Annotated in this window: 26 protein-coding genes; 12 read left to right on the forward strand and 14 right to left on the reverse strand. The window is 60.3% G+C overall.

The features are described 5' to 3' along the window. Positions 1 to 135 precede the first annotated feature (135 nt). The gene (locus BLX89_RS15930) at positions 136 to 867 is read right to left on the reverse strand and encodes a response regulator transcription factor (RefSeq protein ID WP_075291919.1); all 732 of its coding nucleotides are present in this window, start codon (positions 865 to 867) and stop codon (positions 136 to 138) included. A gap of 330 nt (positions 868 to 1,197) precedes the next feature. On the opposite strand from BLX89_RS15930, the gene BLX89_RS15935 reads away from it, so the two are divergent. From BLX89_RS15935 to BLX89_RS15950, 4 genes are all read left to right on the forward strand, one after another. Next, positions 1,198 to 2,808 carry a phosphoenolpyruvate carboxykinase gene (locus BLX89_RS15935; RefSeq protein ID WP_075291920.1) on the forward strand — a complete coding sequence of 537 codons (1,611 nt, stop codon included), beginning with the start codon at positions 1,198 to 1,200 and terminating at the stop codon, positions 2,806 to 2,808. 124 nt (positions 2,809 to 2,932) lie between these two features. Beyond that, entirely contained in the window at positions 2,933 to 3,370 is a 438-nt protein-coding gene (arfB, locus tag BLX89_RS15940; protein ID WP_075291921.1) for an alternative ribosome rescue aminoacyl-tRNA hydrolase ArfB, read from the forward strand. Positions 3,371 to 3,465: 95 nt separating this feature from the next. After that, positions 3,466 to 3,897 carry a hypothetical protein gene (locus BLX89_RS15945; RefSeq protein WP_245292843.1) on the forward strand — a complete coding sequence of 144 codons (432 nt, stop codon included), beginning with the start codon at positions 3,466 to 3,468 and terminating at the stop codon, positions 3,895 to 3,897. Further along, complete coding sequence (locus BLX89_RS15950) at positions 3,897 to 4,508, forward strand: alpha-ketoglutarate-dependent dioxygenase AlkB family protein (protein WP_075291922.1); 612 nt, start codon at positions 3,897 to 3,899, stop codon at positions 4,506 to 4,508. The genes BLX89_RS15945 and BLX89_RS15950 overlap by 1 nt, the downstream gene beginning before the upstream one ends. A 12-nt stretch (positions 4,509 to 4,520) precedes the next feature. On the opposite strand, the gene coaA is transcribed toward BLX89_RS15950, so the two are convergent. Genes coaA through hisB form a run of 7 tightly spaced genes read right to left on the reverse strand, consistent with a single transcriptional unit; the run spans position 4,521 to position 9,117 of the window. Next, positions 4,521 to 5,516 (reverse strand): type I pantothenate kinase, encoded by a 996-nt coding sequence (coaA, locus tag BLX89_RS15955; RefSeq protein ID WP_075291923.1) that lies wholly within the window; start codon positions 5,514 to 5,516, stop codon positions 4,521 to 4,523. Next, positions 5,513 to 5,839 carry a phosphoribosyl-ATP diphosphatase gene (locus tag BLX89_RS15960; protein ID WP_075291924.1) on the reverse strand — a complete coding sequence of 109 codons (327 nt, stop codon included), beginning with the start codon at positions 5,837 to 5,839 and terminating at the stop codon, positions 5,513 to 5,515. The genes coaA and BLX89_RS15960 overlap by 4 nt, the downstream gene beginning before the upstream one ends. Before the next feature lie 9 nt (positions 5,840 to 5,848). Then, a complete protein-coding gene (gene hisF, locus BLX89_RS15965; protein ID WP_075291925.1) occupies positions 5,849 to 6,625 on the reverse strand; it encodes an imidazole glycerol phosphate synthase subunit HisF in 777 nt (258 codons plus the stop codon). Then, positions 6,622 to 7,365: a 1-(5-phosphoribosyl)-5-[(5-phosphoribosylamino)methylideneamino]imidazole-4-carboxamide isomerase gene (gene hisA, locus BLX89_RS15970; protein WP_075291926.1), complete on the reverse strand. Its 744-nt coding sequence runs from the start codon at positions 7,363 to 7,365 to the stop codon at positions 6,622 to 6,624. The genes hisF and hisA overlap by 4 nt, the downstream gene beginning before the upstream one ends. Before the next feature lies 1 nt (position 7,366). Next, entirely contained in the window at positions 7,367 to 8,011 is a 645-nt protein-coding gene (gene hisH / locus BLX89_RS15975) for an imidazole glycerol phosphate synthase subunit HisH (RefSeq protein ID WP_075291927.1), read from the reverse strand. Further along, positions 8,011 to 8,478: a DUF2628 domain-containing protein gene (locus BLX89_RS15980; RefSeq protein WP_075291928.1), complete on the reverse strand. Its 468-nt coding sequence runs from the start codon at positions 8,476 to 8,478 to the stop codon at positions 8,011 to 8,013. The genes hisH and BLX89_RS15980 overlap by 1 nt, the downstream gene beginning before the upstream one ends. Positions 8,479 to 8,508: 30 nt before the next feature. Then, on the reverse strand, positions 8,509 to 9,117 hold the full coding sequence (gene hisB, locus BLX89_RS15985; RefSeq protein WP_075291929.1) for an imidazoleglycerol-phosphate dehydratase HisB: 609 nt from the start codon (positions 9,115 to 9,117) through the stop codon (positions 8,509 to 8,511). A gap of 187 nt (positions 9,118 to 9,304) precedes the next feature. On the opposite strand from hisB, the gene hslV reads away from it, so the two are divergent. The 5 genes from hslV (at position 9,305) to BLX89_RS16010 (ending at position 14,273) form a co-directional block, all read left to right on the forward strand. Then, on the forward strand, positions 9,305 to 9,862 hold the full coding sequence (hslV, locus tag BLX89_RS15990; RefSeq protein ID WP_075291930.1) for an ATP-dependent protease subunit HslV: 558 nt from the start codon (positions 9,305 to 9,307) through the stop codon (positions 9,860 to 9,862). Beyond that, positions 9,852 to 10,370 (forward strand): GNAT family N-acetyltransferase, encoded by a 519-nt coding sequence (locus BLX89_RS15995; protein ID WP_075291931.1) that lies wholly within the window; start codon positions 9,852 to 9,854, stop codon positions 10,368 to 10,370. The genes hslV and BLX89_RS15995 overlap by 11 nt, the downstream gene beginning before the upstream one ends. Beyond that, positions 10,367 to 11,674 carry an ATP-dependent protease ATPase subunit HslU gene (hslU, locus tag BLX89_RS16000; protein WP_075291932.1) on the forward strand — a complete coding sequence of 436 codons (1,308 nt, stop codon included), beginning with the start codon at positions 10,367 to 10,369 and terminating at the stop codon, positions 11,672 to 11,674. The genes BLX89_RS15995 and hslU overlap by 4 nt, the downstream gene beginning before the upstream one ends. A gap of 222 nt (positions 11,675 to 11,896) precedes the next feature. Further along, entirely contained in the window at positions 11,897 to 12,826 is a 930-nt protein-coding gene (locus BLX89_RS16005; RefSeq protein ID WP_143523651.1) for a DUF1402 family protein, read from the forward strand. Between the two features lie 52 nt (positions 12,827 to 12,878). Further along, positions 12,879 to 14,273 (forward strand): cytochrome P450, encoded by a 1,395-nt coding sequence (locus BLX89_RS16010; RefSeq protein ID WP_075291933.1) that lies wholly within the window; start codon positions 12,879 to 12,881, stop codon positions 14,271 to 14,273. On the opposite strand, the gene BLX89_RS16015 is transcribed toward BLX89_RS16010, so the two are convergent. After that, on the reverse strand, positions 14,236 to 14,838 hold the full coding sequence (locus BLX89_RS16015; RefSeq protein ID WP_075291934.1) for a hypothetical protein: 603 nt from the start codon (positions 14,836 to 14,838) through the stop codon (positions 14,236 to 14,238). The genes BLX89_RS16010 and BLX89_RS16015 overlap by 38 nt on opposite strands. A 142-nt stretch (positions 14,839 to 14,980) precedes the next feature. Here BLX89_RS16015 and BLX89_RS16020 point away from each other — a divergent pair, with 142 nt between their 5' ends. Next, positions 14,981 to 16,981 carry a hydantoinase/oxoprolinase N-terminal domain-containing protein gene (locus BLX89_RS16020; protein WP_075291935.1) on the forward strand — a complete coding sequence of 667 codons (2,001 nt, stop codon included), beginning with the start codon at positions 14,981 to 14,983 and terminating at the stop codon, positions 16,979 to 16,981. 104 nt (positions 16,982 to 17,085) lie between these two features. Beyond that, positions 17,086 to 19,254 (forward strand): malate synthase G, encoded by a 2,169-nt coding sequence (locus BLX89_RS16025; protein WP_075291936.1) that lies wholly within the window; start codon positions 17,086 to 17,088, stop codon positions 19,252 to 19,254. 77 nt (positions 19,255 to 19,331) lie between these two features. Here BLX89_RS16025 and BLX89_RS16030 read toward each other — a convergent pair whose 3' ends face one another. After that, positions 19,332 to 19,997 (reverse strand): L,D-transpeptidase, encoded by a 666-nt coding sequence (locus BLX89_RS16030; protein ID WP_075291937.1) that lies wholly within the window; start codon positions 19,995 to 19,997, stop codon positions 19,332 to 19,334. Between the two features lie 182 nt (positions 19,998 to 20,179). Here BLX89_RS16030 and BLX89_RS16035 point away from each other — a divergent pair, with 182 nt between their 5' ends. Beyond that, positions 20,180 to 20,707, forward strand: coding sequence for an MmcB family DNA repair protein (locus BLX89_RS16035; protein WP_075291938.1), 528 nt, complete (start codon positions 20,180 to 20,182; stop codon positions 20,705 to 20,707). 6 nt (positions 20,708 to 20,713) lie between these two features. Here BLX89_RS16035 and BLX89_RS16040 read toward each other — a convergent pair whose 3' ends face one another. The 4 genes from BLX89_RS16040 to BLX89_RS24875 form a co-directional block, all read right to left on the reverse strand. Beyond that, positions 20,714 to 21,295: an ActR/PrrA/RegA family redox response regulator transcription factor gene (locus BLX89_RS16040; RefSeq protein WP_075291939.1), complete on the reverse strand. Its 582-nt coding sequence runs from the start codon at positions 21,293 to 21,295 to the stop codon at positions 20,714 to 20,716. 74 nt (positions 21,296 to 21,369) lie between these two features. Then, positions 21,370 to 22,674 (reverse strand): ActS/PrrB/RegB family redox-sensitive histidine kinase, encoded by a 1,305-nt coding sequence (locus BLX89_RS16045; RefSeq protein ID WP_075291940.1) that lies wholly within the window; start codon positions 22,672 to 22,674, stop codon positions 21,370 to 21,372. Positions 22,675 to 22,689: 15 nt separating this feature from the next. Continuing rightward, positions 22,690 to 25,161, reverse strand: coding sequence for an ATP-dependent helicase HrpB (gene hrpB / locus BLX89_RS16050; protein WP_075291941.1), 2,472 nt, complete (start codon positions 25,159 to 25,161; stop codon positions 22,690 to 22,692). Positions 25,162 to 25,217: 56 nt separating this feature from the next. Next, positions 25,218 to 25,530, reverse strand: a 313-nt coding sequence (locus BLX89_RS24875) for a hypothetical protein (RefSeq protein ID WP_210187155.1), incomplete at its 5' end; no start/stop codon positions are given.

Genomic DNA, 25,530 nt, shown 5'->3' on the forward strand with positions numbered 1-25,530 from the left:
GTCTCTCAACTCCCGCCCGCGCGGTATTCTGGTTTATGGAGAAGCAGGCGCGTACCGCCGGCCCATCGGCGCGCGGAGCCCTATCATACTGCTGCGGCCGGCGCTATGCCAGCCGCAGTTCCGTGGCCATGGATGTCAGGCGGATTCGCGGAAGCGATAGCCGACGCCGTAGAGCGTTTCGATCATGTCGAAGTCGTTATCGACCATCTTGAACTTCTTGCGCAGTCGCTTGATGTGGCTGTCGATCGTTCGGTCATCGACATAGACCTGCTCGTCATAGGCCGCATCCATCAGCGAATCGCGGCTTTTCACCACGCCGGGACGCTGGGCAAGGGAGTGGAGAATGAGAAATTCGGTAACGGTGAGCGTCACCGGCTCGTTCTTCCAGGTGCAGGTGTGGCGCTCCTGATCCATGGAAAGCTGGCCACGCTCCAGCGAACGAGCCTGGATATCGGCTGCTGTCTTGGCGGGATTGGCGCTCGCGCCAGCTGCTGCGGCTTCGCGATTGGCCGAGCGGCGCAGGATCGCCTTGACGCGCTCGACAAGCAGGCGCTGGGAGAACGGCTTGGTGATGAAATCGTCGGCGCCCATCTTCAAGCCGAACAGTTCATCGATCTCCTCGTCCTTGGAGGTGAGAAAGATCACCGGGATATCCGATTTCTGGCGCAGGCGGCGCAGCAGTTCCATGCCGTCCATGCGCGGCATCTTGATGTCGAAAATGGCAAGCTGCGGCGGGCGTGCCAGCAGGCCATCGAGCGCGGAAGCACCGTCGGTATAGGTCTCGACCTTGTAGCCTTCGTTTTCCAAAGCAATGGACACCGAAGTCAGGATATTCCGGTCATCATCGACCAGTGCAATCGTCTGCATCGTATTTCGCTCCGTCGTATCTGGTGCCGGCTGCCCGACACCTGGGTTCAAGCGTCTTATGCCGGCTTCATGGGTATAAAGGTGGAACAAATTGTGGCGAAGGCAAAGGGTGGTTGCAGCTCTAGGCGCAAATCAAGGTGTCAATCAGGCAAATTTTGCCGTCGCAAACACTCGATTCAACCGATTTAAAAAACTGTAATTTTCTTTAAATCGATTAATATACTGATATTATTATGTTTTTTAAGGCAGCAATCTTGTCATTTACCCGCAATAAATCTAATGTCCCGGTCAGTCACCCGCCAATGGCCAAACGTAGAGGAAAACTTGACCATGGACGAACTCGGCATCCGCAACCCGTCGCTCGGGCTGGAAGCAATCGGATTTAAGGATCTGGACGTCGTCCGGTTTAACTTCGACACCTCCGAACTCTATGAGGAATCGCTGCGTCGCGGCGAAGCCCAGTTGACGGCTGACGGCGCCCTTCGCGCGCTCACCGGCCAGCACACGGGCCGTTCGCCGAAGGACAAGTTTGTCGTTCGCGATGCTGCGACGACCGACCAGATCTGGTGGGACAACAACAAGGAGATGTCGCCGGAGCATTTCGCCGTTCTGCGTGCCGACATGCTCGAGCACGCCCGCGGCAAGTCGCTCTACGTGCAGGACCTGATTGGCGGCGCCGATGCGGACAATGCACTGCCGACCCGGGTCATTACGGAATTCGCCTGGCATTCGTTGTTCATCCGCAATCTCTTGATCCGCCCGGACAAGAGTGCGCTTGCTAGCTTCGCACCGCGCCTGACGATCATCGATCTGCCGGACTTCAAGGCTGATCCGGAACGTCACGGCTGCCGCACGGAAACGGTGATCGCCTGCGATTTCACAAATGGCCTCGTCCTGATTGGCGGCACGTCCTACGCCGGCGAAATGAAGAAGTCCGTGTTCACGGCCCTCAACTACCTGCTGCCCGCTAAGGGCGTCATGCCGATGCATTGCTCTGCCAATGTCGGCCCGGATGGCGATGCTGCCGTGTTCTTCGGCCTTTCCGGCACCGGCAAGACCACGCTTTCGGCCGATCCCAAGCGCACGCTGATCGGTGATGACGAGCACGGTTGGGGTGAAGACGGCATCTTCAACTTCGAAGGCGGCTGCTACGCCAAGACCATCCGTCTCTCGGCTGAAGCGGAGCCGGAAATCTACGCGACCACCCGCCGCTTCGGCACGGTGCTGGAAAACGTTATCCTGGACGAAAACCGCAAGCCGGACTTCAACGATGGTTCGCTCACGGAAAACACCCGCTGCGCCTATCCGCTGGACTTCATCCCGAATGCCAGCAAGACCGGTACGGCCGGCCATCCGCGCACGATCATCATGCTGACGGCCGATGCCTTCGGTGTTATGCCGCCGATCGCCAAGCTCACGCCCGAGCAGGCCATGTACCACTTCCTCTCCGGCTACACCGCCAAGGTTGCCGGTACGGAGAAGGGCGTGACCGAGCCGGAAGCTACCTTCTCGACCTGCTTCGGCGCACCGTTCATGCCGCGCCATCCTTCGGAATACGGCAATCTGCTGCGTGACCTGATCGCCCGTCACGACGTCACCTGCTGGCTGGTCAACACCGGCTGGACCGGCGGCGCCTATGGCACCGGCCACCGCATGCCGATCAAGGCGACCCGCACGCTTCTGGGCGCTGCCCTTGATGGTTCGCTTGCCAATGCCGAATTCCGCACGGATGAAAACTTCGGCTTCGCCGTTCCGATCGCAGTCGAAGGCGTCGATACGACGATCCTCGATCCGCGCTCGACCTGGGCTGATGGCAATGCTTATGACGCCCAGGCCCGCAAGCTGGTCGATATGTTCATCACCAACTTCGCCAAGTTCGAAGCCCATGTCGATGGCAGCGTTCGCGATGCCGCACCAGGAGTTCCGCTCGCAGCCGAGTAAATTTTAGTCGATTGCAGGCTATGATTCACGTGAAACCCGGCTTTTAAGCCGGGTTTTGTCGTTTTACGAAACGGATTTTCAAATCCGGAAAACCGTGAGATAGACGGAGCCGGAGAGACAAACCATGGCCAGCGAACCGCTTTACATCAACGATCGTATCGTCATTGCCGGCTGGGAGCTGACGGAACAGTTCGTGCTGGCCGGTGGTCCCGGCGGGCAGAACGTCAACAAGGTTTCAACGGCTGTGCAGTTGTTCTACGGCATTGCGTCCTCGCCGGCACTTCCGGAGCGGGTTCGTGACAATGCGATCAAGCTCGCCGGGCGAAAAGTCTCCAAGGATGGCGTACTGATGATCGAGGCCAGCCGTTTCCGCAGCCAGGAGCGCAACCGGGAGGATGCGCGTGAGCGGCTGAAGGAGCTGATCCTGAAAGCCGCCGAACCGGCGCCACCCCCGCGCCGGAAAACGAAGCCGACCAAGGGCTCGGTGGAACGACGCCTGAAGGAAAAGGCGGGCAGGGGCGAGGTCAAGAAGATGCGCGGAAGGCCCGCTGGGGATAGCTGATTTTGGATCGTGCGCTTGCCTTCAGCCTGTATTCTCGTTCTGATGTTGGCCGACCGAAGATGCAAGGCACCAACGGGAGGAAGAACTTGATAAAGATGATGGTGCGGGCGTTTTGCCTGCTTCTTTTCACGATAGCAGTCACTCCGTTGCTTCAGGCGCAAACCTTCCGCGAGCCCCCGAAGGGATCGCCGGAGCGTGCCGTGATCCTCGATGCCGTGCGTCCCGCCGTTGAAGCCGAGATGCGCGGTTCGGTGGAGTTCGTTGTCACGACCATGCGTGTGTCACCCGGCTGGGCTTTCGTTCAGGTCGAGCCGCAGCGGCCGGGTGGCGGCGCGATCGACCCGGAAAGAACCGGTTTTCGCGGTGAATCGGATATGATGGACGGTCTGACTGTTTTTGCGCTTCTGACCTTCCAGCTGGGGCGCTGGAATCTCGTGGATCATGTCGTCGGACCGACAGACGTTGCCTATGCCATCTGGCCGGACCGTTACGGCGTTCCGCCCGCGCTTGTCTGCATGGAAGAATGATGCGCAAGCTTCCCGGGGGCATCCGCCATCTTCCGGACTATTTTGATCGGGCCGAACAACAGGCGCTTGTCGATGCGATCCGCCTTGTCGTGGCGGAGGCACCGCTGTTCGTGCCGCGCATGCCGAAAACGGGAAAACCCATGTCGGTGCGCATGACCAATTGCGGCCCGCTTGGCTGGGTTACGGACAAGGAGCGCGGCTATCGCTATCAGCCCCATCATCCGGAGACGGGAAATCCCTGGCCGGCGATCCCCGAACGCCTGCTCGCGCTCTGGCGGGACGTTGCGGAATATGAAAAGCCGCCACAAGCGTGCCTCGTCAATTTTTATACCGACGCGGCCAAGATGGGGCTGCATCAGGACAAGGATGAGCAGGAATTTCAGGCGCCGGTCGTCTCAGTGTCGCTGGGCGATACTTGCCTGTTCCGTGTTGGTGGACAGGAGCGCAGCGATCCCACCATGTCCTTCAAGCTTAATAGCGGCGACGTCGTGGTGTTGGGCGGGCAGGGCAGGCTCGCCTATCACGGCGTTGACCGCATCTATCCCGCCACCTCCACGCTGCTGAAGAACGGCGGTCGCATCAATCTGACGCTGCGCCGCGTGACGCCTTGAACTCTGCAGGGGTCAAAGCTTGCGCAGGGCCACTTTCTCAATCAAGTGGTTAGGCCCTTTCTGAAGAATGAGATCGGCGCGCGGCCGGGTCGGCAGGATGTTCTGACGCAGGTTCTTCAGGTTGATATTGGCCCAAAGACCCTCGGCGATGGCACGGGCTGCCTCTTCGCTGATCTCGGCATAGCGCTTAAAGAAGGATTCCGGGTTGCGGAAAGCTGTCTGGCGCAGGCGCATGAAGCGGTTCACATACCAGCTGTGGATCAGCTCTTCCTCGGCGTCGATATAGATCGAGAAATCAAAGAAGTCCGAAACCATCGGCACGATGCGGCCATCGGCCGGAAGGTTGCGCGATTGCAGGACGTTGATGCCCTCGAAAATCAGGATGTCCGGCCGGTCGATGACCTGGAACGTATCCGGCAGTACGTCGTAGGTCAGGTGCGAATAGCTGGGAGCCTTGACGTTGGGCTGGCCGGCCTTGATCGCCGACAGAAAGCGGAGCAGGGCGCCGATATCGTAGCTCTCTGGAAAACCCTTGCGCTCCATCATGTTTTCGCGCTGGAGAACGGCATTCGGATAGAGAAAACCGTCCGTCGTCACGAGATCGACTTTCGGGCTCGACGGCCAGCGCGACAGGAGTTCCGCCAGAATACGCGCGGTGGTCGATTTGCCCACCGCGACCGAGCCGGCAATACCGATGACGAAGGGCGTCTTCGATTCGTTCGACATGCTGAGGAAGCGCTTGCGCTGCTCGAACAGGATCTGCGACGATTCCACATGGGCGGACAGAAGCCGCGACAGCGACAGGTAGATGCGCCGGACTTCGTCGAGGTCGATCGGGTCGTTCAGCGAGCGCAGGCGATGAACTTCGTCCGCCGTCAACGTCAGCGGCGTATCGGCACGAAACTTCGACCATTCGTCGGCGGTGTAGAACCGGTAGGGCGAATAGTCCTTGTTGTCGAAATGATCGGGAACGTCCGCAGGCGCGAAATCTTTTGCCGCGATGGTCATGGTGTCTGCCGGCTCGCCTTTTCCTGAAGGCCGGATTGCGCCGTTCGCCGCCCGAGCTCTTCCATGACATTCTGCAACGGAACGCCCGCGATGTTCAATACGACCATCAGGTGATAGAGGAGGTCGGCGCTTTCGGCGACAAGATTGTCCTTGTCGTTGGAAATCGCAGCAATCACCGTCTCGACCGCTTCCTCGCCAAGCTTCTTGGCTGCCTTAGGCTGGCCATGGGCAACGAGCTTCGCCGTCCAGGACTGGTCCGGCGATGCCTTTGCCCGCTCGGCAACGATCCGCTCGAGATCGGAAAGATCAAACTCTTTGCTCATTGATGTCCCTCAGTCGAGACGCATGGCAATGCCATGCTCCGCCATATAGCGCTTGGCCTCGCCAATGCTATAGGTGCCGAAATGGAAGATGGAGGCCGCAAGCACTGCGGTCGCATGCCCGTCGCGGATGCCTTCCACCATATGATCGAGATTGCCGACGCCGCCGGAGGCGATGACTGGAACGGAAACCCGGTCAGCGATCGTGCGCGTCAGCGCGATGTCATAGCCGGTCTTCTGGCCGTCGCGGTCCATGGAGGTGAGCAGCAATTCGCCCGCACCGCGCGCGACCATTTTCTCGGCAAAATCGACGGCATCGATGCCGGTCGCCTGCCGGCCGCCATGGGTGAAGATCTCCCAGCGGTCTTCTTCGCCGGGCTGGGACACCTTCTTCGAATCGATCGAGACGACGATGCACTGGTTGCCGAATTTGTCGGCGGCCTCGGCGACGAAATCCGGGTTCTTTACAGCGGCGGAGTTGATCGAGACCTTGTCGGCACCGGCCAGCAGCAGCTTGCGGATATCGGCCACGGTGCGAACACCGCCGCCAACGGTCAGCGGCATGAAACAATGGTCTGCGGTTCGCGCCACGACGTCGAAGATCGTGTCGCGATTGTCGGAAGAGGCGGTGATGTCGAGGAAGCAGAGTTCATCGGCACCAGCAAGGTCATAGGCCTTGGCCGATTCCACCGGGTCGCCGGCGTCGATCAGATCGACGAAGCTCACGCCCTTGACGACGCGGCCATCTTTCACATCCAGGCAAGGAATAACGCGCGCTTTAAGGGTCATGCGGCTTTTCCTTTCGCTGCCCGGATGAGGCCGAGCGCCTCGGCGGGGTCGATACGTCCGTCATAAAGGGCGCGGCCGGAGATCGCACCTTCGAGCTTTGCGGCGTCCGGTTCCAGCATGCGGCGGATATCGCCGATAGAGGCAAGGCCGCCGGAGGCGATGACGGGGATGGAAACGGCATCCGCCAGCTCCAGCGTCGAGGCCCAGTTGATGCCGGTCAGAATGCCATCGCGGTCGATATCGGTATAGATGATCGCCGAGACGCCAGCGCCTTCAAACTTCCTGGCAAGCTCGATGACACCGAGTTCGGAAGCCTCCGCCCAGCCTTCCACGGCGACCTTGCCGCCCTTGGCATCGATGCCGACGGCGACCTTTCCGGGGAATGTCTTACAGGCCTCGATCACCAGCGCCGGATCGCGTACGGCAACGGTGCCGAGAATAACGCGGGCGAGGCCGCGCGACAGCCAGTTTTCGATATGATCGAGTGTGCGGATGCCTCCGCCCAGCTGCACCGGGTTCTTCGTTGCCTTGAGAATGGCATCGACGGCAGCGCCATTGACGGTTTCACCGGCAAAGGCGCCGTTCAGGTCAACGACGTGGAGCCATTCGAAACCCTGGTCCTCGAAGGCTTTCGCCTGTGCGCCGGGATCGGGATTGTAGACCGTGGCCTGCTCCATGTCGCCGAGCTTGAGGCGAACGCACTGGCCATCCTTGAGGTCGATTGCGGGAAAAAGGATCATGTCAGGGCTTCCAACGCAGGAAATTGGAGATCAAGGCGAGGCCGAGCGTCTGGCTCTTTTCCGGATGGAACTGCGAGCCTGCCCGGTTGCCATTGGCGACGAACGCTGTGACCGGCCCGCCGTAATCGGTGGTCGCGACCAGATCGTCGGCATTTTCAACAGCGAGATGGTAGGAGTGCACAAAATAGGCGTGCAACCCGTCCGGCCCGGTCGCGATCCCTTCGAATAGCGGGTGCGGGCGGGCCAGCGTCAGCGTGTTCCAGCCGATTTGTGGGATCTTCAGGTTCGGCGGCGTCATCTCGACAACATCGCCCTTGATCCAGTCGAACCCCTTGGTCGTCGTCTTCTCGAGCCCGCGCGACGACATCAGCTGCATCCCGACGCAGATGCCGAGGAACGGCCGGCCCTTGATGTCGACAACCTCTTCGATCGCCTGCTGCATGCCATCGACGGCATCGAGGCCGGCGCGGCAATCGGCATAGGCGCCAACGCCCGGAAGCACGATCCGGTCGGCCGTTGCCACCCGGTCCGCCTTGTCGGTCAGCTCGATTTCGGCGTTGAGGCCGGCTTCGCGAACGGACCGTTCAAAGGCCTTGGTGGCCGAGCGCAGATTGCCCGAGCCGTAATCGATGATGGTAACGCGCATCAGCGTTCTCCATAGGTTTCGAAGAGCCCGAAGGCCGGCGTGCCGGTCTCCGCTGTGTCATTGCTGACGCCCTTCACTGCGATTGTAGATCTCGGGGTAGCTGGGCTCTCCAGCAAACTGTCGCTGATCGCTTCGGCGGTCGCACGATCATCCGCGGAAATCACCGTCTGAAGCGTCCATCCGGCAGCCTCCATGCGGGCCGCCAAAAACCGCGGGCCTTCCAGCGCAACAAGCAGCCTAAGCGCCAGCTCTGCAAGCAGTCCAGCGATCAGAAAACTTGGCTCGCTCGTTGCGATGGCTAGCGCGCCCTGCAACACGAAAACCGTGATCCCCACCAGCCATTGCCGTTTGAACAGCAGCCAGAAGGCGGGAAAAATGAAGGCGAGCCAGCTAAAACGATCCGCAATGAGGCGGATATCGTCGGCGGGCTTGTCGCCGGGGGGAGTATAGACCAGATAGGACGTCATGAGCGGCTGCTCACTTTCGTATTTGGCCGGTCAGACCAGAGTTCCCTTGGTGGAGGGGACGCGGTCTGCCTGGCGCGGATCAATCTCTGTCGCTACGCGCAGAACGCGGGCAACGGCCTTGAAGCAGGTTTCGGAGATATGATGGTTGTTGGCGCCGTAGATATTCTGCACATGCAGCGTGATGCCGGCGTGCTGGGCAAGCGCGTTGAAGAACTCGCGCACCAGCTCGGTGTCGAAGGTGCCGATTTTCGGTGCCGAGAAATTGACGTTCCAGACGAGGAACGGGCGACCGGAAAGATCAACCGCCGCCTTGGTCATGGTTTCGTCCATGGCAAGATCGAGCGAGGCGTAGCGGGTGATGCCGCGACGGTCGCCGAGCGCCTTCGAAATCGCCTGGCCGATGGCAATGCCGGTATCTTCGACAGTGTGGTGATCATCGACATGGAGGTCGCCCTCTGCCTTGATCTCCATATCGATCAGCGAATGGCGCGAAAGCTGGTCCAGCATATGATCGAAAAAGCCCACGCCCGTCGCGATACGGGATACGCCCGTACCATCGAGATTGACGGATACGCTCACCGAGGTTTCGTTGGTTTTCCGTGAAACACTGCCGGTGCGGCCGGTCTTTTCGTCTGCCATCAGGCTTTCTCCAGAGAAACAGAGCCGCTCCATATCAGGCCGGAGCCCAAATATCCAGAAGTGTGACAGGGATTCTGTCGCTGCCGGAAAGCGCGCGAACCGGCCTATTTGCATTCGGCAAAACGGCTCTTACATAGAACGCAACAATCCCCCCAACGCCCGGCTTCCCGGGCCTGAAGGTACCCCTATGAGTGAACATAATCCTTATGGAACCATGCACGCCACGACGATCATCACGGTGCGCAAGGGCGGACAAGTGGTGATGGCTGGCGACGGCCAGGTGAGCCTCGGTCAGACGGTCATGAAAGGCAATGCCCGCAAGGTTCGCCGTCTTGGCAAGGGCGACGTTATCGCCGGCTTCGCTGGCGCGACCGCCGATGCCTTCACCCTGCTCGAGCGCCTCGAATCCAAGCTCGAGCAGTATCCCGACCAGCTGATGCGCGCCGCCGTCGAACTCGCCAAGGACTGGCGCACGAACAAGTATCTGCGCAATCTCGAAGCGATGATGCTGGTGGCCGACAAGTCGATCACCTTGGCGATCACCGGCAATGGCGACGTTCTGGAGCCGGAGCACGGCACGATCGCGATCGGTTCGGGCGGCAACTACGCCTATGCCGCCGCGCGTGCCCTGATGGACAGCGACAAGACGGCAGAGGAGGTTGCCCGCCGCGCCATGGAGATAGCCGGTGACATCTGCGTCTACACCAACGGCAATATCGTCGTGGAGACCCTGGATGCCGCATGAGCATGCCGGCTCCTACGGTTTTCGCGCTTTGACGGAGGAAGATTTCCCGCTGCTGCGCCGCTGGCTGAGCGAGCCGCATATGGCCGAATGGTGGGGCGAGCCGGAAGAGGAGATGCAGTCATTTGCGGAAGCGATCACAAGTCGATCGACGAAGCCGATGATCGTATCGTTCGAGGACAAGCCGATCGCCTATTTCCAGACATATGACATCCATCTGGAAGACGATCATCCCTATCGCGACCAGCCAGCAGGCACACTTGGTATCGATCTGTCGATCGGACCCCGTGATTTCATTGGCAAAGGTCATGGCTCTGCCATGTTGCGCCAGTTTGTCGAAGCTCTTTCTGCCTCGGTGCCGCGAGTGGTGATCGATCCGCATCCGGACAATGCCCGGGCGATCCGGGCTTACGGGAAGGCGGGTTTCCGCCACCTCGATACCAGAGATACACCCTTCGGTCTCTCCTATCTGATGGGACGGGACCTTACGAAAGAAACGAGTGAACAATGACCACATTTTCCCCCCGCGAGATCGTCTCGGAGCTCGACCGGTTCATCATCGGCCAGCATGATGCCAAGCGCGCCGTGGCGATCGCGCTGCGCAATCGTTGGCGCCGCCAGCAGCTGTCCGACGAGCTGCGCGACGAAGTCATGCCCAAGAACATCCTGATGATCGGCCCGACCGGTGTCGGCAAGACAGAGATTTCCCGCCGCCTCGCCAAGCTTGCCGGCGCGCCGTTCATCAAGGTGGAAGCGACCAAGTTCACTGAAGTCGGTTATGTCGGCCGCGATGTCGAGCAGATCGTGCGCGATCTGGTGGAAGTCGGCATCGGTCTGGTGCGCGAAAAGAAGCGTGCCGAAGTGAAGGCCAAGGCACATCAGAATGCTGAGGAGCGCGTTCTGGACGCGCTGGTTGGAGCCACCGCTTCGCCCGCGACCCGCGACAGCTTCCGCAAAAAACTGCGCGCCAACGAAATCGACGACAAGGAAATCGATATCGAAGTGGCGGATGCCGGCACACCCGGCGGCGGTTTCGAAATCCCCGGCATGCCCGGCGCCAACATCGGCGTGCTCAACCTGTCGGAAATGTTCGGCAAGGCCATGGGCGGCCGTACGAAGAAGGTGCGCACCACCGTCAAGGACAGCTACAACCTGCTGATCAACGACGAATCCGACAAGCTGCTCGACAATGAGCAGATCCAGCGTGAGGCGATCCGCTCGGCCGAGAATGACGGTATCGTTTTCCTCGACGAAATCGACAAGATCGCCGCCCGCGATGGCGGCATGGGTGCCGGCGTTTCGCGCGAAGGCGTGCAGCGCGACCTGCTGCCGCTGGTCGAAGGCACGACGGTTGCCACCAAATACGGCCCGGTGAAGACGGATCATATCCTGTTCATCGCGTCCGGTGCCTTCCATGTGTCGAAGCCGTCGGATCTTCTGCCGGAACTGCAGGGCCGCCTGCCGATCCGTGTGGAACTCAAGGCGCTGACCAAGGAAGATTTCCGCCGCATCCTCACGGAAACGGAAGCGAGCCTTATTCGCCAGTACATCGCACTTCTCGATACGGAAGGCGTCGAGCTGGATTTCACCGACGATGCGCTGGATGCGCTCGCCGACGTAGCCGTCAAGCTCAATGCCAGCGTCGAGAATATCGGTGCCCGTCGTCTGCAGACCGTGATGGAGCGTGTGCTCGATGAAATTTCCTTCGTCGCGCCCGACAAATCCGGTGAAAAGCTGACGATCGATGCGGAGTATGTACGCAAGCATGTCGGCGACCTCGCGGCCAACACCGACCTGTCGCGTTACATCCTGTAAGTTCTTGGACGCCGGGACCTGTCTTGGCCGAATATAACAAGAAGGCGCTTGTCACGCGACAGGCGCCTTCGTTATTTCTAGGTTAAGCGGTAAACAGCACTGGCGGCATGATTCCGACATGATTTTGCCGCATGTCGTGCGGCCCTCATACTATAATATGAAAAATAGCGCGGGCCGCTCCCGGAGATCAGAGGAAAGATGATCGTGCGTTCCATTCTCGTTATGCTTCTTGCGTCGGTTCTCTCGCTCTCAAGTCTTGAGGCTCAGGCCGATGTTCGCCGCATGCCGGAAGGCAATCGCAATGCTGAACAACCGAACGTGCCGGGCGCATCCGTGCGCCGCACCAAGGCAGGCAAGACCTCGTTCGACGCCAAATACGAGAAGGTTCATCGACTGCTCGCGAGCGACCGCAAGCTGATGAGCAAGATCAAATCAACCGCTGCCGCCTATGGCATCGATCCGATCCATATGATCGGCGCGATCGTCGGTGAACATACCTACAACGTCGATGCCTATGACCGGCTGCAATCCTATTACGTCAAGGCTGCCGCCTATGCAGGCGACAGCTTCCGCTTCGGCTATGAAGATGAAACGGTCGCCCAGTTTGTAGCGCGTCCGCAATTTGCCGAATGCCAGGGCAAGAAGAATTCCTATGCGCTTTGGAGCTGCCGCGAAAACGTCTGGGAAAAGGATTTCCGCGGCAAAAACGTTGGCGGCATCTCTTATCCGAACAACCGTTTCAGCGCCGTGTTCTTCCAGCCCTTCTTCGCCGGCCAGACCTTTGGTCTTGGCCAGATCAATCCGCTGACCGCGCTGATGCTGACGGATATGGTCTCGCGCGTATCCGGCTATCAGAGGCTGGACGAGAACGATGCTGCCGAGGTCTATCAGGCGATTATGGATCCCGATCAGTCGCTTGCCTATATGGCAGCCTCGATCCGCCACTCGATCGATGCCTACAGATCGATCGCCGGCGTCGATATCTCGGACAATCCTGGCATCACCTCGACGCTTTATAATATTGGCAATCCCGACCAGCGGGCGGCCGCTTTTGCGGCGAGACGGAACAGCGGCGGTGCCGAATGGCCGGAAGAGAACTATTATGGTTGGCTGGTCAACGACAAGCTCGCGGAACTGCGCGCGCTTCTCTGACGTTGTGAAGCGGCGGTGAACCCGGCTCCTGAGCTGCGCTGCAGGAGGAAATATGGACAAGCGACCCGATCCTTTCGAACCACCGGCCCCTCTTCTGCGGTCACGGCTGCTGAGCCGGCTTGAGGTTATCCGCACGGTGCTGCGCAACCCTCTCGAATTGTGGGGCGAGCCGTCCTATACCCTGCCCTGGATCGAGACGAAGTTCTTCAACCAGCGCACCCTGATCGTCAACGATCCGGATCTCATACGTTACATTTTGGTCGAGAATGCCTCGAATTACGAGATGTCACAGGTGCGCCGGCTTATCTTGCGGCCCATTCTGCGGGACGGTCTGCTGACGGCGGAAGGCGAGGTCTGGAAGCGGTCGCGCAAGGCCATGGCTCCGGTCTTCACGCCGCGCCATGCCCGTGGTTTTGCCGCGCAGATGTTGGCAAAGACCGAAGAATATTCCGCTCGTTACGAGGACGCAGCGCGCGAAGGCGCCGTCGTCAACATCGCCAACGATATGACGGAGCTGACCTTCGAAATCCTCTCGGAAACCCTCTTCTCCGGCCAGATCGCCACCGAGACCGAGGGCTTTGCCGATAGCGTGGATAAACTCCTGCATCGCATGGGCCGCGTCGATCCTATGGATATTATGCTCGCGCCCAAATGGGTGCCGAGGCTGACGCGAATTGGCGGACGCCGGGTCATGGCAAGTTTCTATGGCATCGTCTACGACACTATGGACAGGCGCCGTGTCCTGATAAGAACCGATCCTGATAACGTCCCGCGTGATTTCCTGACGTTGCTTTTGGAGCTGGAAGGTCCGGGGGGACTGTCGATGGGAGAAATCGCCGACAATATCCTGACGTTTATCGGCGCCGGGCATGAGACGACGGCACGGGCGCTCGCCTGGACATTCTATTGTATCGCCAATGTGCCGCATGTGCGCGCTGCCATGGAAGAGGAAATCGACAGGGTCCTTTCAAGCGGCGCCGAGCCGGTCGACTGGCTGGAGCAGATGCCGAATGTCCGGGCTGCCTTCGAGGAGGCGATGCGGCTTTACCCGCCAGCGCCTTCGATCAACCGGGCGGCCATCGAAGATGATCAGTGGACGTCGAAAACAGGCGAAGCGGTTCATATCCCAAAAGGCATTTCCGTGCTCGTCATGCCGTGGACGCTTCATCGCCATCTGCTCTATTGGGACCAGCCGCGCGCGTTCATGCCCGAACGCTTCCTGCCCGGAAATCGCGAAAAGCTGCATCGTTTCCAGTATCTGCCGTTCGGTGCCGGCCCCCGTATCTGTATTGGTGCGACCTTCGCCCTTCAGGAAGCAGTCATCGCTCTCGCGGTTCTGATGAAGCGCTACCGTTTCGACATGACAGATGAAACCGATCCCTGGCCGATCCAGCGGCTGACGACACAGCCTAGGGGCGGCCTGCCGATGCGGGTGACGGCTCGCTGAAGCTTTTTCCGTGCGTTTGCTCCTGCATGGCTTTTACAGGGCTATCGGCCGGCTGCGGTTGCGGCAGAATCTTGCTCGGCTTCTTGATCGTCTTGATCTGGGCGCAGGTTGCATCGCCAACATTGTCGCAGGGCTTGTAAACGACGATTTCACTGCCGGCGCCATCGTCCCACACCACCTGGATCGTGATGGTTTTCGCTTCGCCGCCGGGAAGCGAGATATAGATGTATTTATTGGTGGGATCGTCCGGCAGGTTGAAGGGAACCTGCGGATTGCAGTCTCCGAGCGGCATGCGCTGGTCCAGCAGGTCCGAATTCACCGAGTAGCGAATTTCCGATAGCCGGCAGTGCATCGTCTGCAGCGTGGTGAAATAGATGAGCTGTTTGCCGTCATAATTTCGAAACTGCACCCAGCCCGTCTGCTTGTTGGCGTCGAGCATCGCCTTGTAGATGGAGACATCGGGCAGTTGCGGCTTGTATTCGTCCTCGTCGCCCTCCTGGGCGTGGCTCACAGATGAAAGCAACAACGCGCTCAAGGCGATCATAACGGCTGGCAAACGACGCATGCGGCATCTCCCTGGCAACAACGAACGTCGGTCTGCCGCGTCGCCTGTGCGATAGCCTTGACCGTCAATATGTCCTATCACCTTCGGGACTTCCTTAGAAGCGGCGCCATCCGCCGCCTTTCCAGAGCTGACGGGCATCTTCTTGAGCGATCATCTTCTTCTTGGCATCGACACCGGCGGAACCTACACCGACGCCGTTCTGTTCAGCGAAACCGATGGGGTCGTCGCCCGCGCCAAGTCGCTGACCACGCGGCATGACCTGGCGGTCGGCATTTCCGGCGCGGTGGAGGCCGTGCTTGAAGCGTCCGGTACGCCTGTCACGGCCATCAGCCTCGTGTCGCTGTCAACCACGCTTGCCACCAATGCGCTTGTCGAAGGGCAGGGCGGGCGCGCCGGTCTTGTGATGATCGGTTTTGGCCCAGATGACCTGAAGCGCGACGGTTTGCAGGAGGCCTTGGGTAGCGATCCGGTTATTTTCCTGCCGGGTGGCCACAATGTGCACGGTAGCGAAACGCTGCTGGATATGAGTGCGCTGGACGAAGCCCTGCCGCGGCTTGCAAACGAGGTGTCCTCCTTCGCCATTGCCGGCTATTTCGCCGTCCGCAATCCATCCCACGAGCAACGGGTGCGGGACCGGATTCGCGCGGTGTCGCATTTACCGGTGACGTGTAGCCACGAATTGACCTCCAAACTTGGCGGCCCGCGCCGGGCGTTGACGACGCTGCTCAATGCGCGTCTCGTCTCGATGATCGATCGTCTTATCGGCTCCTGCGAGGATTTCCTGAAGGTCCGTGGCATCGAGGCGCCGATGATGGTGGTGCGTGGCGATGGTGCACTGATCTCGGCGGCCGAGGCCCGTCTGCGGCCCATCGAAACCATCCTCTCAGGCCCCGCTGCCAGCCTCGTCGGTGCCCGTTCCCTCACGGGCCTCGACGATGCCGTCGTCTCCGATATCGGCGGCACCACCACCGACGTTGCGACCCTTGCTGAAGGTCGGCCGCGGCTGGACGAGGAGGGCGCCGTTGTCGGCGGCTTCCGCACCATGGTCGAGGCCGTCGCTATGCGAACCTTCGGGCTCGGCGGTGATTCGGAAGTGCGCATCGACGATCGCGGGCTTGCAGCCGGCATCGCACTCGGTCCACGCCGCTTCCTGCCGCTCAGCCTTGCGGCGGTCGAGCATGAGGCCGCGGTTATCGGCGTGCTCGAGAAGCAGTTGCGGTCGCCCCATGTCGGCCGATATGACGGTAAGCTCGCTGTTCGTACCGGCCTGCCGGATCATCTCGCGGCCGGCCTGACGAACCAGCAGCAGGCGCTGTACGAGCGAATCGGCTCCGTGCCCGTCGCCTTGGAAAACCTGCTCACCAGCACATTGCAGCGCGCGACGCTCGACCGGCTTGTCGAGCGCGGCCTTGTTCATATCTGCGGCCTCACGCCATCCGACGCCATGCACGTTCTCGGTCGTCAGGGCCAGTGGAACGGCGAAGCAGCCCGGCTGGGCGCGGAGCTTGCCGCACGCATCAAGGATGGCCAGGGTCGACCGATTGCAAGCTCCCCGGAAGACATGGCCGAAAAGGTCGTTGCCCGCCTGACTCGGCAATCGGCAGAGGTGATCCTGTCGAGCTGCCTTGCCGAAGATGGCGCGGCGATCGATCCCGCCGTTTCGCTTGCCGTGGACCGCGCCCTGAAGCGCACCCCGGGTATCGTCCGTTTTTCTCTGGCGCTCGATCGTCCACTGGTGGGCCTCGGTGCGTCGGCCCCGGTTTATTATCCGGATATCGCCGAGATGCTGTCCGCCCCCTCCGTCATCCCGGCTGATGCCGGGGTTGCGAATGCCGTGGGTGCGGTCGTCGGCCAGATCCGCGCGTCCGCCACCGTCTTTGTCACCGTGCCGGAAGAGGGCATCTTCATCGTCAACGGCGCCGGCGAAAGCGCGCGCTTCATCGACGAGGAAAAGGCCTTCGGTGAAGCCCGGCAAAGGGCGGAAAGTGCGGCACTCGAAGCGGCACAACGCAACGGCGCGGAAAGCCCGGTGGTGATGTTGACGGAAGACATTGCCGCGCCGGAAATCGAAGGCAACCGGAAACTGATTGAGGCGCGGTTCGTGGCCGTCGCCAGCGGCCGGCCGCGCATCGCCCATCATTGATTTGTTCCTTAAAGGAAATAATTCTTCGCATTTTCTCAGAATTGACAGGCTGTCAAAGAATGAGAGACTGCGGCCTCATTTGAAAAGCTGAGTAGGAGAAGGCCATGAGCCGGATTGAGCGCAACGGTTTGCAGATCGACAAGGGTCTCGACGATTTTCTCGTGAATGAGGCGCTGCCGGGCTCAGGTGTCGATCAGGGGCGCTTTTTCGAGGCGCTGTCGTCCATCATTCACGATCTTGCGCCCAAGAATCGCGCCCTTCTCGAAAAGCGCGATGCGCTGCAGGCAAAGATCGATTCCTGGTATCGCGAAAACGGTATCCCCTCCAATCTTGAGGCCTATCAGGGCTTCCTGAAGAAGATCGGCTATATCGTTCCGGAAGGCCCTGACTTCACGGTCACGACCAGCCATGTAGATCCGGAGATCGCCACGATTGCCGGCCCGCAGCTCGTTGTCCCCGTCATGAATGCGCGCTACGCGCTGAACGCGGCCAATGCCCGCTGGGGCTCGCTGTATGACGCGCTCTATGGAACCGATGCGATTCCGGAGGCCGATGGCGCGGAGAAGGGCAAGGGTTACAATCCCGTCCGCGGCGAAAAGGTCATCGCTTGGGCACGCGGCTTCCTTGATGACAGCGTCCCGCTGAGTGCCGGCAGCTGGAGCGATGTAACCGGCTTCTCGGTCAAGGATGGTAGACTGTCGATTACCAGTAAGGCGGGATCGGCGACGCTCTCAGACGCCGCGCAATTCGCCGGCTACAAGGGCGATGCGGCAGCACCGTCCCATATCCTTCTCGTCAAGAACAAGCTGCACATCGATATCGTCATCGATACATCCACGGCGATCGGCAGAAGCGATCCGGCCCAAATCTCCGATATCGTCATCGAATCGGCGATCACGGCGATCATGGATTGCGAGGATTCCGTTGCCGCTGTCGATGCCGAGGACAAGGTCGTCGTCTACAGCAACTGGCTCGGCCTGATGAAGGGTGATCTGACCGAGGACGTCTCCAAGGCTGGCAAGACCTTTACCCGCAAGCTCAATCCCGATCTCGAATTCACCGGCGCCGATGGAAAACCGCTTGTGCTGAAGGGCCGCGCCCTGATGCTGGTGCGCAATGTCGGGCATCTGATGACCAATCCGGCGATCCTCGACCGCGACGGCCGGGAAGTGCCGGAGGGTATCATGGATGCCATGGTCACCGGCCTGATCGCATTGCGCGATATCGGCAAGGATGGCCGGCGCATGAATTCGCGCGAAGGCTCGATGTATGTCGTCAAGCCGAAGATGCACGGGCCGGAAGAGGTCGCATTCGCCTGCGAGATTTTCTCTCGCGTCGAAGAGGCGCTCGGCATTGCACCGAATACGATGAAAATGGGCATCATGGACGAGGAGCGCCGCACGACTGTCAACCTCAAGGAATGCATCCGCGCCGCTCGCGAGCGTGTCGTCTTCATCAATACCGGCTTCCTCGATCGCACCGGCGACGAGATCCATACTTCCATGGAAGCCGGCCCGATGATCCGCAAGGGCGACATGAAGCAGGCCGCCTGGATTGGTGCCTACGAAAACTGGAACGTCGATATCGGCCTTGAATGCGGTCTCTCTGGCCATGCGCAGATCGGCAAGGGCATGTGGGCGATGCCCGACCTGATGGCGGCGATGCTGGAACAGAAGATCGCTCATCCGAAGGCGGGAGCCAACACCGCCTGGGTGCCGTCGCCGACGGCCGCGACCCTGCACGCAACGCATTATCACAAAGTTGATGTCGCCGAGGTTCAGAAGACCTTGAAATCAAGATCGCGGGCAAAACTCGCCGATATCCTGTCCATCCCCGTCGCCGCGCGCCCGAACTGGACGCCGGAGGAAATCCAGCGCGAACTCGACAACAATGCCCAGGGCATCCTCGGTTACGTCGTGCGCTGGATCGATCAGGGCGTCGGCTGCTCCAAGGTGCCGGACATCAACAATGTCGGCCTGATGGAAGACCGCGCGACCTTGCGCATCTCGGCGCAGCACATGGCGAACTGGCTTCATCACGGCGTCGTCACCGAACAGCAGATCGTCGAGACGATGAAGCGCATGGCGGCTGTTGTCGATGGCCAGAATGCCGGCGATTCGGGCTATACGCCGATGGCCGGCAATTTCGATGGCTCGATTGCCTTCCAGGCCGCTGTCGAACTGGTCCTCAAGGGCCGCGAGCAACCGAACGGTTATACAGAGCCGGTCCTGCATCGCCGCCGGCTGGAACTGAAGGCAAGCCAGGCGGCGTGATTGCCATCAATATTCACGACAAACAAAAACCCCCGGAGTTTCCTCCGGGGGGTTTTGTTTCGCGATGCGAAGAAAGCTTACTGCTGCACGATGACGCGAGTGTTCTTGCCCGGACGGACGCGCGCATACAGGTCGATGATGTCCTGGTTGATCATGCGGATGCAGCCGGAAGACGCAGCCGTGCCGATCGAGGACCATTCCGGCGAACCGTGAATGCGGAACAGCGTGTCCTTGCCTTCATCGTTGAAGAGATACATGGCGCGCGCGCCGAGCGGGTTGCGCAGACCGGGGCCCATGCCTTTTTCGACATACTGCGCGACATCCGGCTTGCGGACCGCCATTTCCTTCGGCGGATGCCAGGTCGGCCATTCCTGCTTCCAGGCCACGTATGCACGACCTTCCCATGCAAAACCAGCCTTGCCGACGCCGATGCCGTAGCGAACAGCCTTGCCGCCCGGCAGCACGTAGTAAAGGAACCTGTTGGGGGTGTTGACGATGATCGTGCCCGGACGCTCTTTCGTCGCGTAATCGACGATCTGGCGGTGGAAGCGCTGATCCACCTTCGAAATCGGAATAGCCGGCAGGGCGTAACCATGATCTTCCACCGCGCCGTAGCTGTCGGAGAAGATCTGGTTGGTAGCGACTTTTTCGCCTGGCGTTGTCGAGACGGGGCCGGTCGAACAACCGGCAAGGGCTAGAGTTGCCGCGAGGCTGCACAGCATGAAGGCATTGCGGAAGCGCATGGGGGTCTCTTAAAAAGATATGAAGAATATCCGGGTCGATTCGACCTTCAGTGATTATGGTTTATTTTCGATTAACATTCCGCGTGCAAGTGAATGCGTTGCAGCATTCTTGACGCGGCGTTCCAAAATCACCACGGCTGGCTTTTTTGCAACAAAACGCGCGCTGTGCCAGAGTTGAAACCATGGCGATTCTCTCTATCCACAACGATAATCCGCTGATCGACGGACGGCAGTCGCAAAGAGCCTTGATGGTGCGGCGCGGTGTGCAGCGCTACCTCTATGACATGCGCCATGCCGTGCTGCCGGAACTGACGCTGGCAAGCGGCCGTCGTGCTGATCTGATCACCATTTCTCCCAAAGGCGAGATTTGGATCATTGAGATCAAGACATCGATCGAGGACTTTAGGGTCGATCGCAAATGGCCGGATTATCGCCTGCATTCTGACCGGCTTTTCTTCGCGACTCACGGCGGGGTCCCGCTGGACATCTTTCCGGAGGAATGCGGCCTTTTCGTTTCAGATGGTTATGGCGCAGAACTGATCCGCGAAGCGCCGGAGCATCGTCTTTCCGCGGCAACACGCAAGAGCGTGACAAACAATTTTGCCCGCGTTTCCGCGCAACGCCTGATGCTTGCCGAATGGTCGACGGATAGAAGCGACGATCCTGCGATGCAGGACATTCTGTCCGGTACGCGCGACACCTTCAAATAGGCAGCACTATTTCGGTGCGCGCTTGGCGAGGATGCGTTGCAGCGTGCGGCGATGCATATTGAGCCGGCGCGCGGTCTCGGAGACGTTGCGCTCGCACATTTCATAAACCCGCTGGATGTGCTCCCAGCGAACCCGGTCCGCCGACATCGGATTTTCCGGCAGTTCTGCCCGTTCGCCGCTCTTTTGCACCAGTGCCGCAAAGATCTCGTCCGCATCGGCGGGCTTGGCGAGATAGTCGATCGCACCGAGCTTTACCGCATTCACGGCGGTTGCGATGTTGCCGTAGCCGGTCAGCATGATAATCCGGGTGTCGTCGCGGCGGGCGCGGATGGCCTCGATCACGTCCAGTCCGCTGCCGTCGCCAAGCCGCAGATCGACGACGGCATGTTTCGGCGGCTTGGTCTTGGCCCGGGCTATACCTTCCGCAACGGATTCCGCGATTTCGACCACAAAACCACGCGCTTCCATGGCGCGCGCCAGACGACGCAGGAAGGGACCATCGTCATCTACAATCAGCAAGGAAGGATCGGGGCCGATCGACGCGCTGTCGGCGCTGTCAACTGCGGGCTCTGTGGTCTTGTCCGTCATCTTCGCTGTTTCCTCGGCGAATTCCTATCGTTCATATAGGCGGCTTTATCCCCGCTTCAAAGTCGAGGGTAAAGTCAATTTGGCGTTCTGGTATCCATCAAATGACGCGGCCATTCGACACGCACCCGCGCGCCCGGTTTTTCAGGGCCGCCGTTCTCGAAGAAAAGTCTGGCGCCCGACCGCTCAAGCAATGTCTTGGCAATGAACAGGCCAAGTCCCAGGCCGCCCGCACTGTCGGCTTTCTGGCGCTGCGTCACATAGGGCTCGCCGATTCTACTGAGAACATCCGGCGCATATCCGGTGCCATCATCCTCGATCGTGACGCTGACTTTGTCGCTGGTATGCTCAACCGTGACGGTGACTTCCTTCTTGGCATAATCCACCGCATTTTCGAGCAAGTTCCCGAGGCCGTAAAGAATGCCGGCATTGCGGTGTCCGACAGGCTCGTCGGCACGGTCGCCGATCTCGACGAGCTTGAGCCCGATGCCGAACTCCCGATGGGGTGCCATGACCTCCTCGATCAGCGAGGAAAGCGGCAGACGGCTCATATGCGCCTCGTCCTCGGAGGACAGCGTGGTCAGACGCCGCAGGATATCGCGGCAGCGTTCGCTCTGGCTGCGCAGCAGATGCACGTCTTCGCCGAATCGCGAATCATTTCCGAGTTCGCGCTCCATCTCCTTGGCAACGACGGTGATGGTTGCGAGCGGTGTGCCGAGTTCGTGTGCCGCTGCCGCTGCCAGCCCATCCAGTTGCGAAAGATGTTTCTCGCGCTGGAGCACAAGTTCGGTCGCGGCGAGCGCTTCGGAAAGCTGGCTCGCCTCAAGCGAAACGCGGTAGATGTAGAAAGCAGCAAAAGCCGTCGTTGATACGATTGCAAACCATACGCCGGCCGTCAGCAGGGATGGAACCGTCAACAGGATTCCGGGATACCAGGGCAGCGGAAAGGGCGTGAATGCAAGTGCGGTGATGCAAAGCACCGCCATGCAAGCCAGTGCAATGCTCTGGCGTTTCGGTTGCGAAGCCGAGGAGATGATAACGGGCACGCAGACAAGCGGCGCAAACGGATTTGCCAGCCCGCCCGTGATGAAGAGCAGTGCCGTCAGCTGCGCAAGGTCAAGTCCGAGAAGCGCGAAAGCGGAGAGGGGCTCCAGCCGGTGCGCCGCCGGGTAACGCACGGTCAGATAGGCATTGACCCAGGCCAGAAACGCGATCAACCCGCAGCTGGCGGCAAGCGGCAGCGGAAATTTCAGCCAGAAGGCAACGATTACTACCGCGATGGACTGGCCGCCGACAGCCAGCCAGCGCAGGCGAACGATCGTCTGTAGCCGGAGCGTGCGGATTGTCATTGCTTCATGGGCGTTGAAGGCGGGCACTGCCATGGAAAAGTCCTTGCTTCATGTGCCGCGCGGTTTGGCGCGGGTTGTCGGGACGGCATTTGCGGGGTCCTCAGGCCATGGGTGCTTGGGGTAGCGCCCACGCATGTCCGAGCGCACATCCTTCCATGAACCGGCCCAGAAACCCGGCAGGTCGCGTGTCGTCTGGATCGGCTTGTGCCCTGGCGATACCAACTCGAGAACCAGCGGCAAGCGTCCGCCGCCGATCGCGGGATGGACCTTCAATCCGAAGAGTTCCTGTACCCTTATCGAAAGAAGGGGCGCTTCACCATCGTAATGGATCGGATGGCGCTGACCCGTCGGTGCCTCGAAATGGGTTGGCGCGAGTTTTGTAAGGTCTCGGCTGACCGCGTGCGGGATGAGCGACATGAGCCCCTCCGACAACGAACCTGGCGTAATATCGTCAAGGCCGCGGGCTTCTGCCTGAAATGGGATGAACCAGGTCTCCAGCGTCTGCAAAAGCCCTTCGTCCGATGTATCCGGCCACGGGTCGCCAATCGTCCTGTTGAGAAAACCGATCCGATCGCGCAGTTGCATCACTTCTTTGGAAAAGGGCAGGGCAGCGAGACCAACCTGATTCAGCCCCTCCGCGAGCGCGCGGGCTACCTCTGCCCCCTTTGGTCTTGATATCGGCGCCTCTTCGAAAATGATGGCGCCGAGCCGCGTCACGCGTCGCGCCCGAACCTGACGGCTTTGCCGATCGAAAAAGGTCTGGTCTTCCTGAACAATGGCACCCGGCATTTGCGCCTCAACATCGGTTCGGCTGATTTCAGCAGCCGCAAGAATGCGCTGGGCACCCGCCCGTCCGGTAAGGTCGGCAATGACGAGCATGGAAGCGCCTGCCAGCCGCTCCGTCTCGGGCAATTCGGCGCCCCGGCCATTGGCCATGACAAAACGCCCGCGTCCGCCGCGCTGCAGCGCGATCCTGTCGGGAAAGGCGTGCATCAGCAAAGCACCGGACTGAACAGACGCTTGGCTTGCTCCGCTCGCGCCAAGGTCCTTCGCCATCCTCCCCGCGAGTCTGCGGGCCGCATCGGAGCGTTCACCGCGTTCGCTGCGAAAACGACGCAGACGATCTTCCAGATTAAGACTGGTGCCGCCCAGCCCTTGTTCCGTCAGCAGCACCGCCAGCAGGCAGGCTTCCTCCGCCAAGCCTTCGGTTGCCGCTCGAACAGCCATGGCTGCAAGACGCGGCGGCAAGGCGAGATCACGGATGCGCCGGCCCGCCGGCGTCAGCTTGCCGGCCTCATCGAGCGCGCCGAGCGAAAAGAGAAGCGCCCTTGCTTCCTGCCATGCGGCAGCGGGCGGTTGGTCCAGAAAGGCCAACGCAGAGGGATCGCCAACACCCCAATAGGCGAGGTCGAGCACAAGGCCTGAAAGGTCGCTCGACAGAATTTGCGGCGGCGTGAAGGCAGGCAGTGCCGCCGTCTGCCCCTGATGCCAGAGGCGGATGGCGATACCGGGCTGGGTGCGGCCCGCGCGTCCGGCGCGCTGCTCTGCCGAAGCGCGCGAAACCCGCACCGTCTCCAGTCGGGTAATGCCAGTCGATGCTTCGAGCGCCGGCAAGCGCTGCAGGCCGCTATCGATGACAATCCGCACGCCGTCTATGGTAATGGAGGTTTCAGCGATGGAGGTCGCAAGGACGACCTTGCGGGTGCCGGATGGCGCCGGTCGAATGGCAGCATCCTGCTCTTTCTGGGTCAGGGTGCCATAAAGGGGCGTGACGATCGTATCCGCAGGCAGCCGACCGTCCAGCCGTTCGACCGTCCGGCGGATCTCTGCCTGTCCGGGAAGGAAGGCAAGAATCGATCCTTCCTCGTTTCGCAGCACATTGAGGACGGTGCGCGTCATCGAATCCTCAATCCGTTCGCCGCTCGGTCTGTCCTGATAGCGAACGTCAACGGGAAAGGCGCGCCCTTCGCTTTCAATCACCGGGGGGCTGTCTAGCAAGCGAGCCACGCGCTCGACATCAAGTGTTGCCGACATCACGACGATGCGCAGATCCGGCCGCAGGGCTTGCTGCACATCGCGCGCCAGAGCCAGCCCCGTGTCGGCATCAAGCGAGCGCTCGTGGAATTCGTCGAACAGCACGGCCGATACGCCCGACAGTTCCGGATCATCCAGCAGCATGCGCGCAAAGACGCCTTCGGTCACGACTTCGATGCGCGTGCGTGTTGATATCCTGCTATCGAGGCGCATGCGGTAGCCAACCGTTTCACCAAGGGGCTCGCCGATCAGGCTTGCCATGCGCGCCGCTGCAGCCCGTGCAGCAAGTCGCCGAGGTTCAAGAAGGATGATGCGTCCATCGCCTCGCCAGCTCTCGCCAAGGAGATAGAGCGGAACGAGTGTCGTCTTCCCGGCGCCCGGAGGTGCCGCCAGCACTGCGCAGGACGATGATGCCAATGCTGCACCAAGCGATGGCAAGACTGCCTTGATGGGAAGCTCCGGCAGGAGCGCAAATCTGTCGTTCATTCAAATGCTCTTTGACCGCTGTATGAAGGGGCGGTTCTAACGCTCCAGAATGCGGATTAAATGCGCCTGGTGCGCGTGGTGCTTATTATAGGGCGGAGACCTTGAGTTTCTGTCCATGGGATAGCAGGCGAACAGTTCAAAGGAAAAGCCCCAAGCATGGATCGCAGACGGTTGGCGCGTTTCTGTAGGGGATGCGGATTTGAAGCGATAAAGGTCTGCTTACGGGTCGTTTTGTCCGCGTTCGCGTTTTTGACCATTTGGACAAATTCGAGTGTCTTGGTTTGTGTGTTGTTTGGCTGGCTTTGTGTGTGATTTGAGTGTTTGGGTGGTTTGTTTTTGAAATTAGTGTTTGATTTCATGTGGTTGTTA

This window comes from Pararhizobium arenae (assembly GCF_001931685.1).
Lineage (GTDB): Bacteria > Pseudomonadota > Alphaproteobacteria > Rhizobiales > Rhizobiaceae > Pararhizobium > Pararhizobium arenae.